Consider the following 12278-nt stretch of genomic DNA (forward strand, 5'->3'; position numbering starts at 1 on the left):
CGCGGCCGCCCTTCAATTTGGGGCGGCCGCCGCTATGCTGCGGGGCTCGCTATTCGCTCGGCCCTGCGGCGGCTGCGCCGCCTGGGTCTGGCCTGACGGCCACCCACTCCGCAGCGCTGGGCCAACGGCCCTGACGGGCCCAAGGGGGCTGCGCCCCCCTTGCCGCTGAGGCCCAATTGTTTAGCCAAATAAATCAAAGAAATGAAGAAGAAAGATTGGAAAAAGGTAAAGCTGGGGGAGGTTTGTGAGATAACATCAGGAGGAGCATTTCCATCAAAACAATTTAATAAAGAAGGCGAAGGGTTACCCTTAATTAGAATCCGTGATGTAAAAAGAGGTTTTTCAGAGACTTATTTTGATGGAGACTATAAAGACAAATATCTTATTCAAAATGGAGATGCTCTTATCTCTATGGATGGAGAGTTTATTATTGCTAAGTGGAAAGGTGGAACGGCTCTTTTAAATCAACGGGTTTGCAAGATAACCATTTCAGAAAATGCCTTAGACAAACTAGATAGCAGTTACTTATATCGTTTTTTACCACAACAGCTCAAAAAAATAGAGGATGTAACTCCATTTGTTACGGTTAAACATCTATCAGTAAAAACTATTAACGAAATCCAAATCCCCCTCCCCCCCTTATCAGCGCAAAAGGCCATAGCGGCCCAGCTCGATCGGGCGGATAAGGTACGGCAGGCCTTGGCCCAAAGCCTAGCGGATTATGATCGTTTGCTGTCGGCCAGCTTTCTGGATATGTTTGGGGATCCTGTGCTCAATCCTAAGGGCTGGGAGCTGGCTACAATAGGCGACTATTTTGATGTAAAAGGGGGGAAACGACTGCCTAAAGGGCAAAGCTATGTCAATGCTGTTACAAAACATCCTTACTTAAGAGTGACTGACTTTGTGAAAAATGGAATTGATGTCTCCGATTTAAAATATATAGATGAGGAGACACATAGTAAAATTTCAAGGTATATAATAAATAGTGATGATGTTTACATTTCAATTGCTGGAACAATTGGTATCGCTGGATATATTCCCAAGTCCCTTTCTGGAGCTAATTTGACAGAAAATGCAGCTAAGCTTATAGTAAAGAAGGGAGCTAGCTTTACAAAAGAATATTTGTCATATTATCTGAATTCTTACTACGCACAACAAAATATTCAGGCTAAAACAATGGCTGTAGGTGTTCCTAAATTAGCTTTATTTAGAATTAAGGAATTACCATATTTTAATCCCCCACTCCCCTTACAGCAGCAATTTGCGCAATTGGTGGAGCGGATAGAGCGGCAAAAGGCGCTCATTCAGTCGGCCCAGCAATCGGCGGAGGATTTATTTGGGGCCTTATTGCAGGCCTACTTTTATGAGGGGAATTAGCATAGCGATCGAGCAGGTCCAAACCGAGGGGTTTGGGCCTTTTTTGTTGTTGGGGGGCTTGCTTTTCCTGCGGCCCCTTTCCTGCGCCTAGGGACAAGCCCCTAGGCTAACTTTTTCAGACAGCCCTCTAAAGAGGGCCTTTGGGTAAGGACCTTCACTGCTAGAATGACTTAGCAAGACCGTGCATCAGCCTTTGAGGCCCTCTAGGGCTGACTCCATTTGATTAGCCTAGGGGCTTGTCCCTAGGCGACTGCATCATTACATTTAACTAGAGGGATTCCCCCAAGGCATCTGCATTGATACATTTAGCTAGGGGGAATTTCCCCCAGCTAATTTGCAGATTACAATCGACGTTGGGAAAATCCCAGAGCTAATCTGCGAATTACAATTGACGTTGGGAAAATCCCAGAGCTAATCTGCGAATTACAATTGACGTTGGGAAAATCCCAGAGCTAATCTGCGAATTACAATTGACGTTGGGAAAATCCCCCAGCTAATTTGCAGATTACAATTGACGTTGGGAAAATCCCAGAGCTAATCTGCAAATTACAATTGACGTTGGGAAAATCCCAGAGCTAATCTGCGAATTACAATTGACGTTGGGAAAATCCCAGAGCTAATCTGCGAATTACAATTGACGTTGGGAAAATCCCAGAGCTAATCTGCAAATTACAATCGACGTTGGGAAAATCCCAGAGCTAATCTGCGAATTACAATTGACGTTGGGAAAATCCCAGAGCTAATCTGCGAATTACAATTGACGTTGGGAAAATCCCAGAGCTAATCTGCGAATTACAATTGACGTTGGGAAAATCCCAGAGCTAATCTGCAAATTACAATTGACGTTGGGAAAATCCCAGAGCTAATCTGCGAATTACAATTGACGTTGGGAAAATCCCAGAGCTAATCTGCAAATTACAATTAGCGTGGGGAGGGTGTATAAGGCCCTATCTTTTTTTTCTGGACCAACCCTACTACAAATTAGCTAAGCTCGCTTAGTAGCGAAATATTGGATGCGGTTGTATTTAAGCCCTTCTCATTTTACCCTAGGGACAAGCCCCTAGGCTAATCAAATGGAGTCAGCCCTAAAGGGCCTCAAAGGCTGATATATACGGCTTTGCTAAATAGTTATTGCAGAGCAGGTCCTTATCCAAAGGCCCTCTTTAGAGGGCTGTCTGAAAAAGCTAGCCTAGGGGCTTGTCCCTAGGCGCAGGAAAGGGCATACACAAAATTTTAAACAGTCTCGATTCACTAGGCCCAGACGAAATTTTCGGTCTTGGCTCCTAGCTCCTAATTCTTATGTTTTAAGAGAAAGAGAAAGAAGTTTATTGAAGATCTTGTTTGCTTAACTGTTCAAGCTTAGGGGGAAAGACAAATCCCCTCGCAGGAGGGGATGACAGATTCAATAGCCTAGGGCCTTGGCCCTAGGGGGGAAATTTATATCCTATTGGCCTGTGGGTTGAAACCCACAGCAAAAAGGGAAGCCATGCAAAACCTAATAAAATGGGCCGAAGGTTAAAACCTTCAGCCCATAGCTAAAAGAGGGTCGATTGACTAAGTGAGAAAGATAAAAGGCCAAAAGATTTAAATCAATGAGGGTTTTAACCCTCATTCATACATCATTGCGCAGCAATACCATCTGGCTGTAGGTTTTAACCTACAGCCCCATGTAACAGGCCCGAAGGGCCGCAGGCCTAGCGATGTGCAGCAGTGGCCGTCAGGCCAGACCAAGGCGGCAAAGCCGCCGCAGGGCCGAGCGAATAGCGAGCTGCGGAACGTAGCGCCGCAAGGCGAAGCCGCAGCGGAGGCCCAAAAACAAAAAAAGAACCTTCCCCTAGATCAAGGGAAAGGTTCTTATTTATAGGCGGCGATAAAAGGGCGGCCTAAATATCTTCAGAGGGGTAAGCTTTTTTGTAGATGGCCTTGAGGACATCATGAGAGCTAACGATACCTTCTAGTTCGCCCTCTTCAGTGATGATTGGTAGGGCGTGGAAGTAGTTGATGAGCAGGAGCTCGGCAGCAACGCCAATTTTATCGGTAGGGGCGATATGGACCACTTTGGTAGTCATGATATCGGAAGCGGTGTATTTAGACAAAAGCTCTTGGTTATCGGCAGCGGCTTTGGCTTCGCCATGTAGGCGGGCGCCGTGGATGGCTTTTTCAAAATCGCTTTGGCTGATGATACCGACCAATTCTTTGTAGCGGACGACGGGGATGTGGTGGATATTCTCTTGCTCAAAAAGTTCTTGAACTTTTTGGAGGCTATCGCCAGGGACAAGGGCTTTGATTTTGGTCGTCATGATGTCGCTGACGGGGCGGTTCATAAAGTCAGATAGGTTACTCATAATACGGTTGTTTTTGATAAGGTAGGGTTTAATTCTTTCTACTATAAAAAGGGAGAACGGAGAGGAAAAGTTCTATTTTTTTAGCTGTTTAAAGAACACAATTTTTTTATAAAAAACCTACTGAAAATGAAAATCATTAGCAAAAATTCCAGCTCTAAAGGAGTCTATAGGAGTGAAGTTGGGTAGACTTAGGCGATCGACCCAGGCGGATTCTGTGCCCATATAGCGAGCAGCGTAAAGTGTATTGTTTTCATTATCAAAGCCGAGGCCGTAATAATGGCCAGTTTTGATTTGCTGGATGCTTTGTTGGTTGGGGTCGAGTTGGTAGATTGCGTTTTTGTGACAAAAGAAAAGTTGGCTACCGTCGGCGTTTCGGCATAGCTGGCTAGCGCCTTGTCCTTTGGCTAAATTTAGCTGGTGGATAATTTGGTTATTGCTGGGATCTATGGCGATTAGGCTGCCCATTGTGCTGTTGGCGGTATCGATTTGGGGGTAATTGCTGTAGGCGGCTTTGCCTGAGCAGGCGATCCAGAGCAGGCCATTTTGGTCGAGTTGGAGGCTGTTGGGGGCATCATCGACAGTAATATATTGTTCGAGTTGGTGAGTTTGGCTATTGATAACGGCTAGGCGTTGGTCGGTTTCGAGTCCGCCCACTAGGCAGAGAAAGACCTTATTATTGTAGGGGAGCAGGCGTTCGGGCCCTTTGCCGAGGGCTTCAATTTCGCCGATGAGTTCGGCTGTTTGGTAATTAAAGATGGCGATACTGCCGGAGAGCAGGTCATTGCCCCATTGGCTAATATAGGCGAGGCTATCATTGATGGGGGCGATATATCGGGGTTGTTTGAGGTTGAGGATTTGGCCTTCTTCGGCAAAGGTTTGGGGGTTGACCCATTCTAGTTTATTGGAATTATTGACCACAATATAGGTGTGTTCGCCAAAGCGGTTGAGGGATTGGACCACATTGCCTAAATCTCTTTGGTTGACCGTTTTGAAAATGCGATTTTGGACCTCTTGATTAGCGGGAGAATAATGGCTGATCGTGCCAGAGGTTTGGTTGTATAGGCCCTCATTAGTGATGAGGACACCTTGGGCAAAGCTGGCTGTTGTTGGGCTGGGTTCTTCTTTTTTGCAGGCCGTAAATAAAAGCCCGAAAAGAAATATATACAAGAGTGATGTCTGCCTAATTGACTTCATAGAAAAAATGATTAGTTTTGTTGAAAGGGGCCAAACTGGCCACTAAAAACTCAAAAATAAGGAAGAAAAAACTATGTCAGCAGTGGCAAGAGAAATATTGAAAAAGTATTGGGGGTATCCGAGTTTTCGGCCCTTACAGGAAGATATCGTGGATGCGGTTTTGGCAGGTAAGGACTGTTTGGCCCTATTGCCTACGGGTGGGGGAAAATCGGTTTGTTTTCAGGTGCCTGCGCTTTGTTTGGGGGGGCTTTGTTTGGTTGTTTCTCCTTTAATTGCCTTGATGAAGGATCAGGTTGAGCAGCTCAAGCGGCGGGGCATTTCGGCCGAGGCGATTTACACGGGCATGCGTCGTTCAGACATTGATCGCATTTTAGAATTGGCGGTGCATGGGCATATTTCTTTTTTGTATGTATCTCCAGAGCGTTTAGGGACCGAGATGTTGCAAATGCGTTTGGATCGTTTGCCCATTCGCTTATTGGCGGTTGATGAGGCGCATTGTATTTCTCAGTGGGGCTATGATTTTCGGCCGGCCTACCTCAAGATTGCGGAGATTCGGCCTGCTTTACCCAAGGTGCCTATTATCGCCCTTACGGCCACGGCTACCGAGCAGGTGGTTGCTGATATGCAAGATAAATTGGCTTTTCGGGAGGAGGCTAAGGCGGTTTTTCGCAAAAGTTTTGGGCGGGATAATCTGGCTTATGTCGTTTTGGAGGAAGAGAACAAACTGGCCAAGCTGCTAGATATGTTGAAGAAAGTGCCAGGGACGGCTGTGGTCTATGTTTTGAATCGCCGAGCTTGTCGAGAAATTGCTAGCTACTTACAAAAGAATGGCATTTCGGCAGACTACTATCATGCAGGCCGAGAGGTAGAGTTGCGTTCGCAGATTCAGCAGTCTTGGATCGCCAATGAGATTCGGGTTATTGTGGCCACCAATGCTTTTGGGATGGGGATCGACAAGCCCGATGTGCGTTTGGTGGTGCATTTGACCTTGCCGGATAATTTAGAGGCTTATTTTCAGGAAGCAGGCCGAGCGGGCCGAGATGGCAAAAAGGCCTATGCGGTATTATTGTATAACAGCACCGACAAGATGCGTTTGCTGCAGCAATATGAGCAGAGTTATCCTAGCTTAGATATTGTTCGGCAGGTTTATCAGGCCTTAGGGAGCTTTTTCCAGTTGGCCATTGGTGGGGGAGAGGGCCAGAGTTTTGATTTCCCATTGGGGGGCTTTTGTCAGCAGTATAAGATGAACCCTATTTTGGTCCTTTCTGCTTTGCGGGTCTTGATGCAAAACGAGTATTTGATCTTATCGGAATCCTTATTTTTTCCAGCTAGTTTACAGTTTCGCTTAAACAATCGGCAGGTATATGATTTTGCTTTGCGCTACAAGCCCTATGAGCGCTTGGTCCAGTTTATTTTGAGAACCTATCAGGGGGCTTTTCAGCAGCCTGTAAATATTCGAGAGGAGCAAATTGCAAGGGGGACCAAATCCACCATTTCGGAAGTCAAAAAGCAGTTGGGGCAATTGCAGCAGGCGGGTTTGCTCTACTACCATCCACAAAAGGAGAATCCGTATATCTATTATCTCAAGCCGCGTTTGGCCAAGGGGGATTTATTATTTGATGGGGCCAGTTATCGCTTTTTGAAAGAGCGGCAGGAAAAGCGGATGCAAGCCGCCTTGGCTTATGCAGAGGAAAAGCGTTGTCGCTCGCAGATGCTCTTGGCCTATTTTAATGAGTTGGATGCGCCCGCTTGTGGACAGTGCGATGTTTGTTTGGGCCGACATGACAACCGCCCCTCGGCCCAAGAGTATAAGAAAATACGGAGCTATATACTTGCGCAAATTGGGAAGCAGCCTCAGCCTTTGCGAGAATTAATTGGGCGTTTCCCCTCCAATTTAGAAAATAAAGCTCTTGCGGTTTTGCAGCAATTATTAGACAATCGAGAGTTGCTTGAGCAAGCCGATGGCAAACTGAAGTTAAACTAAAAAAGCGCCCATCAGGGCGCTTTTCTTATGTGTTTTTTAGAGCTGCTTGTTGCTCTTCGATCCAAGCCATTGCTTTTTCCTTAGAGGTAAATAGCTTGGTGGGAAAGTTTGGTTTGTTGAACTTAAGAAAAATATTGCCAACCATAGTCGAAAATCCACTACTAACCAGAACGGCACTAGCCTTTGCTACAGAATGATTAGCGAGGTGCTTTCTCGATTGTTGACAAACGGATTTGAGTTGCCGAATATCAGAAAGATAACAGCCTTCGGTGCCAAAAGCTTGACGGCAGGCTGCTATGTGCTCTTCTAGGGCTTCTAGGGTAACATTGGTTGGATGGTAGACCTCATGGATGATTCCATTATCCAATTTTATGGCGTCTACTAGTGGAGTGGTGATTTTTTGTTGACTCATTTAATTAAGGATTGGCTATTCGGCCGCAAATATAATTAAATAGTCATTCAATCATTGTTAAGTGAGCGATTTCTTTGCTCCCGTAACCAAGCTAGGGCTTTTTCCTCAGAGGTAAATAGTCGAGTAGGGAATTTGGGCTTATTGAATTTTAAAAAGAGGTTACCCACTAATTTAGAGATAGGGCTATAGGTTAAAAGTGCTGCTCCTGCAGCAATCCCATGCTTCGCCAGATAATCTCTAGCCTCTCTTTCTGTAGATTTTAGCTGGCTAATATCAGATAGATACCAAGCGCCAACGCCATAGGCTTGCAAAGAGTCTTCAATATGCCCCTTCATCATCTCTAGGTTGACATTGACGGGCTTGTAGATTTCTTTCACAATACCTTCTTCTAGTTGCCAAGTTTGGGCAACGGCATTGTCTGTTTTGGGAGAAGGAGCATTCATAATAAAGGAGTTAATGAGTGATTTTTTGCAGCCAAGCTAGCGCTTTTTCTTCTTTGGTGAAGAGTTTAGCTGGAAAGGGAGGGGCGTCAAAACGCAAAAAGAAGTTGCCAATAATCGCCGAAGGGCCATTATTGACAATAATGGCTGCTGCTGCGGTCACATCATTCTTCTTCGCAATATGTCGACGTGCCTTGGCATTGGCCGAGCGCACTTGCCGAATATCTACCAACATATAGAGCTCTTTGCCAAAATGCTCCGTAAGCAAAGCAAAATGCGCATCAATTTTCTCGGTTTCTGTAACTACGGGCAAATACTCTACTCGCAGTAATTTAGGACCTAATTGCCAAAGTTTGGCAATAGGTGTAATCATTAGTTCTTTTTCCATCTGCTATTATTCCTGCTCAATCAGGATTTTATCTAGCCACTTTTTGGCTTCTGTTTCCTGGCTAAACAATTTTGCGGGGAAAGGAGGGGAGTCGAATTTTAAAAAGAAGTTGCCAATAATCGCCGAAGGACCATTATTGACCACAATGGCCGCTGCTGAAGCAACAGGATTGTTTTTGGCCATATAACGGCGAGCCTTGGCATTGGTCGTCTTCACGCGCCGAACATCGACCAACATGAGCAACTCCCGCCCAAAGACTTCTTCTACTAACTTAAAGTGCTGGTCAATTTTGTCTATATCTTTTACCGTGGGCAAGTACTCAATATAAAGCATTTTTTCATTAATCTGCCGTATATCGGCAATTGGGCTTTGTATATTTTTTTGCATAGTTTCAGGGGCTATAGGTCCTTGTTTTGCCATTCGGCCAGCCAGGCCAAGGCTTTTTCTTTATGAGTGAACAGTCGAGTAGGAGTCTGAGGCCTATTGAAGCCCACCAAAAAGTTACCCAACACACGACTAATACCATTACCCACCAAAAGCGCACAAGCTCTAGACCTTGAGGTTGAGGCCTGTGAAAAGTATTGTCTTGCTTCTTTAGAAAGCCCTTTGAGGTTTGCTCCATCAATATAAACGAATATATTCTGGTTTCGAGCAGCTGTCATTTTCTTAATAGCTTCATTATAGCTAATCGCTTGCTCTAAGCTCATTATCAACCCATCCTCAAAATACAATTCTAATACACCCGCTTGTTTTTCTGACCACTGCAGTTTCGCTTGGGGAAATATGATCTCCTCAGCAGAATAATCTCTTGTCAAACCATTCTTTTTAGTAGATTTTTAAAATACAGTCCTTAGGACGTTTTCTGCTGCCATTCGATTAACCACTGAAGCGCTTTTTGCTTATCTGTGAACAAACGAGTAGGAATAGGCGGCTTATTAAAACCAACTAAAAAATTACCCAAAATTCGACTAATGCCGCTGCCTACCAAGAGCGCACAGGCTCTAGACCTTGGGTTCACCGCCTTGGCAAAGTACTTTCGGGCGTCCACGGAAATCCCGCCAATATTAGACACGTCAATATAAATAAAGATGTTCTCATCTTGGGCTTCAGCCATTTTACAAAGACTTTCGTAGTAGTCTTGGGCCTGTTCCAAACTCATCTTTAAACGGTCCTCAAAATGGAGCTCTAAAACTCCCGCTTGCGCCTCGGACCAGCGCAAATGAGCTTGGGGAAATACAATCTCCTGGGCAGAATAATCTCTTTTCAAACCTAATTTTATTTAGCAGCCTGCTCTTTCAACCACTCAATCGCTTTCTCCTCATCGGTAAAGATACGAGTTGTAATTGTAGGTTTACTGAATTTTAGAAAAAGGTTGCCAATAATTTTCGATAAACCATTCCCCATAATTACCGCAGCTCCCACCGCGACAATTTTTCCAGAACTCAACGCCTGCCGAACTTCCTGATTCGTTTTTTTCATCTGTCGCAAATCAGAAAGCAACCAAAGTCCATCTCCAAATTCCTCCCGAAGCTGCTCAATATGCGCATGTACATCATCCGGATTAGTAACTACTTCATCATACATGACCCGAATAATTCCAGGCGCAATAGGCCAAACTTTGGCAATCGGAGTCTTAATGTAATTTTGCTTTTCCATAGTGCTCCTGTTTCTTTAGTGTGATACCAAAGCTAAAAATTTTAAGCTTTTTTTTTAATCTGAAGGGGCTTTAATTTTAGTTTTTTTTGGGGCCTCCCGCCTGCGGCGGGCGCTACGCTTTGGGGCTCGCTATTCGCTCGGCCCTGCGGCGGCTCCGCCGCCTGGGTCTGCGGCTTCGCCGCCCCCCTTTCCATCCCTCAGCCAGATGTAATCGCGCTGCTTTGGGCATTGTTTGCTATGAATTTTTGGCTAGGCCAGCTATTTTTTGAGGGCATATTGCAAGATGCCAAAAGAAAAGCTATTTTGAGCCTCCCTAAACAGAGAACAATTTTAAAGAAGTTTGCTAAAAATATAGACGATATGCTAAACGCACCCAAGGCCAATAAACGGCCCCATAAAATAACCCAACATGGCGAGGAACGCATCGATAATTATCACTGGATGCGCCTTAGCGATGCCCAAAAAATGGCCGAAACCCCAGATGCCCAAACCCAAGAGGTTTTAGCTTATCTCCAAGCCGAAAATGAATATACGGCCCAAAAAATGGTCCCCTTCCAAGACCTCCAAGAAGAGATCTACCAAGAAATGATTGGCCGCCTACCCCAAAGAGAAGAATCGGTTCCTTACCAAATGGGCGGCTATACTTATGGCCAACGCTTTGAAGAAGGCCAAGAATATCCTATCTATTACCGCATTAAGGCCGGCCAAACAGAAGAGGAAATCCTTTTGGACCTCAATGCCCTGGCCGCCGATAAAGCCTTTTTTCAACTCGCTAGCCTTAAGGTGAGCCCCAACGGCCAACAATTAGCCTATACTTTTGACGATAGCGGCCGCCGTATCTATAAAATGGCTTTTATCGATCTACAGACCAAAACGACCAGCCCAATTGTCCTACAAGGCTGTAGCGGAGATATTGCCTGGGCCAGCGATAATGAACATCTCTTTTTTACTACTCGCAATCCCGAAACCCTACTCTCCGAAAAGGTCTACCGCTACCGCCTCGGCCAAAGCCAAGAGGAAGCCGTTTTGGTTTATGAAGAAGAAGATAAAAGCTTCTACACAGGCGTTTACCGAAGCCGCTGCCAACAATATATTATTATCTGGAATAGCAGTACTCTCAGTAGCGATTACCAACTACTAGAGGCCGATCAGCCACTGGGCCAGTTCTGGAACTTTATGCCCCGCCAAGCTAATCATGAGTATAGCATCGGTGCAGATGGCCAAGGCGGCTTTTATATCCTCTCCAATCAAGATGCCCCCAATTTTAAGCTCTTGCACAGCAGCAAGGAAAATACGGCCCAACAAGCCAATTGGACCCTCATTTTACCTCATCGCCCAGCTGTCTTTTTAGAGGACCTAACTGTCTTTAAAGATTTTTATGTGCTAGAAGAACGTAAGGCGGGCCAAACACATCTGCGCCTAATCACTGCCGATAAAGACGAATACCTCCCCTTTGAGGAAGAAGTCTATATGGTCTCTTTGGGCCAAAATCACCATTTTGAAGAGCGAAATTTCCGCTATATCTATGGCTCGATGACCACGCCCAATAGCGTCTATGCCTACCATTTAGAGGATGGGCGCAAAGAATTGCTCAAGCAGCAAGAGGTGGTCGGTGGCCATAATCCCGCCGATTACCAAACGGAGCGCCTTTGGGTTGAAGCTAGAGATGGGGCCAAGGTGCCCGTTTCACTGGTCTACAAAAAAGGCTTTAAAAAGGATGGCAAAAGCCCACTTTTGCTCTATGCTTATGGTGCTTATGGCCATACCATTGACCCTTATTTTAGTTCTTCGCGCCTCAGCCTTTTGGACCGAGGATTTGCCTTTGCCATTGCGCATATCCGGGGAGGCCAAGCCCTCGGCCGAGACTGGTTTGAGCAGGGCCGTGTTTTTAATAAGAAGAATAGCTTCTACGACTTTATTGATGTGGCCCAAAGCCTTTGTCTACAACAATATAGCTCTGCCGAAAAGCTCTTTGGTATGGGCGGTAGCGCCGGTGGCCTTCTGATGGGTGCTGTAGCCAATATGGCCCCTACTGCTTTTCGGGGCCTAGTGGCGGCCGTCCCTTTTGTGGATGTTCTCAACACGATGTCAGATGCTAGCATTCCCCTAACCACCAATGAATATGACCAATGGGGCAATCCCGAAGAAGAGGAGGCCTACCGCTATATTTTGTCCTACTCGCCCTACGAAAATGTACAAGCGCAATATTATTGCGCCATCTTGGTCACTACAGGCTATCACGATTCTCAAGTGCAATATTGGGAGCCCGCCAAATGGGTCGCCGAATTAAGAGACAAAAAGTTGGACCAAAATACGCTTTTGCTACACACCAATTTAGAAGCTGGTCATGGAGGCGCTTCTGGCCGCTTCCAAGCCTATAAGGAGCTCGCTTTAGAGTATGCCTTTTTGTTTGCTTGTCTAGCAGAAGATGAGGCTTAACTCCCCCCAAAAACACCAAAGGCCCGCAAGGAATTTTCCTTGC

Annotated in this window: 12 protein-coding genes; 3 read left to right on the forward strand and 9 right to left on the reverse strand. The window is 45.6% G+C overall.

What is annotated here, in order from left to right; genetic code table 11:
- Nucleotides 1-201 precede the first annotated feature (201 nt).
- Entirely contained in the window at nucleotides 202-1377 is a 1176-nt protein-coding gene (locus tag PPO43_RS13930; RefSeq protein WP_272618817.1) for a restriction endonuclease subunit S, read from the forward strand.
- 1883 nt (nucleotides 1378-3260) lie between these two features.
- Here PPO43_RS13930 and PPO43_RS13935 read toward each other — a convergent pair.
- Nucleotides 3261-3722 (reverse strand): CBS domain-containing protein, encoded by a 462-nt coding sequence (locus PPO43_RS13935; protein WP_272618819.1) that lies wholly within the window; start codon nucleotides 3720-3722, stop codon nucleotides 3261-3263.
- Nucleotides 3723-3839: 117 nt separating this feature from the next.
- Nucleotides 3840-4916: a YncE family protein gene (locus PPO43_RS13940; RefSeq protein ID WP_272618821.1), complete on the reverse strand. Its 1077-nt coding sequence runs from the start codon at nucleotides 4914-4916 to the stop codon at nucleotides 3840-3842.
- 73 nt (nucleotides 4917-4989) lie between these two features.
- Here PPO43_RS13940 and PPO43_RS13945 point away from each other — a divergent pair, with 73 nt between their 5' ends.
- A complete protein-coding gene (locus tag PPO43_RS13945; protein ID WP_272618823.1) occupies nucleotides 4990-6900 on the forward strand; it encodes a RecQ family ATP-dependent DNA helicase in 1911 nt (636 codons plus the stop codon).
- A 25-nt stretch (nucleotides 6901-6925) separates the two neighbouring features.
- On the opposite strand, the gene PPO43_RS13950 is transcribed toward PPO43_RS13945, so the two are convergent.
- Genes PPO43_RS13950 through PPO43_RS13980 form a run of 7 tightly spaced genes read right to left on the reverse strand, consistent with a single transcriptional unit; the run spans nucleotide 6926 to nucleotide 9796 of the window.
- Nucleotides 6926-7312 (reverse strand): DUF7793 family protein, encoded by a 387-nt coding sequence (locus PPO43_RS13950; RefSeq protein WP_272618825.1) that lies wholly within the window; start codon nucleotides 7310-7312, stop codon nucleotides 6926-6928.
- Between the two features lie 47 nt (nucleotides 7313-7359).
- Complete coding sequence (locus tag PPO43_RS13955) at nucleotides 7360-7755, reverse strand: DUF7793 family protein (protein ID WP_272618827.1); 396 nt, start codon at nucleotides 7753-7755, stop codon at nucleotides 7360-7362.
- Nucleotides 7756-7765: 10 nt separating this feature from the next.
- The gene (locus PPO43_RS13960; RefSeq protein WP_272618829.1) at nucleotides 7766-8140 is read right to left on the reverse strand and encodes a DUF7793 family protein; all 375 of its coding nucleotides are present in this window, start codon (nucleotides 8138-8140) and stop codon (nucleotides 7766-7768) included.
- A 6-nt stretch (nucleotides 8141-8146) separates the two neighbouring features.
- Nucleotides 8147-8527: a DUF7793 family protein gene (locus PPO43_RS13965; protein ID WP_272618830.1), complete on the reverse strand. Its 381-nt coding sequence runs from the start codon at nucleotides 8525-8527 to the stop codon at nucleotides 8147-8149.
- 11 nt (nucleotides 8528-8538) lie between these two features.
- Nucleotides 8539-8955 carry a DUF7793 family protein gene (locus tag PPO43_RS13970; RefSeq protein ID WP_272618832.1) on the reverse strand — a complete coding sequence of 139 codons (417 nt, stop codon included), beginning with the start codon at nucleotides 8953-8955 and terminating at the stop codon, nucleotides 8539-8541.
- 35 nt (nucleotides 8956-8990) lie between these two features.
- Nucleotides 8991-9407: a DUF7793 family protein gene (locus PPO43_RS13975; protein WP_272618834.1), complete on the reverse strand. Its 417-nt coding sequence runs from the start codon at nucleotides 9405-9407 to the stop codon at nucleotides 8991-8993.
- A gap of 8 nt (nucleotides 9408-9415) precedes the next feature.
- On the reverse strand, nucleotides 9416-9796 hold the full coding sequence (locus PPO43_RS13980) for a DUF7793 family protein (RefSeq protein WP_272618836.1): 381 nt from the start codon (nucleotides 9794-9796) through the stop codon (nucleotides 9416-9418).
- Between the two features lie 360 nt (nucleotides 9797-10156).
- Between PPO43_RS13980 and PPO43_RS13985 the strand changes: the two genes are divergently transcribed.
- Nucleotides 10157-12235, forward strand: coding sequence for a S9 family peptidase (locus PPO43_RS13985; RefSeq protein WP_272618838.1), 2079 nt, complete (start codon nucleotides 10157-10159; stop codon nucleotides 12233-12235).
- The last annotated feature ends 43 nt before the right edge of the window (nucleotides 12236-12278 follow it).

This window comes from Saprospira sp. CCB-QB6, from assembly GCF_028464065.1.
Lineage (GTDB): Bacteria > Bacteroidota > Bacteroidia > Chitinophagales > Saprospiraceae > Saprospira.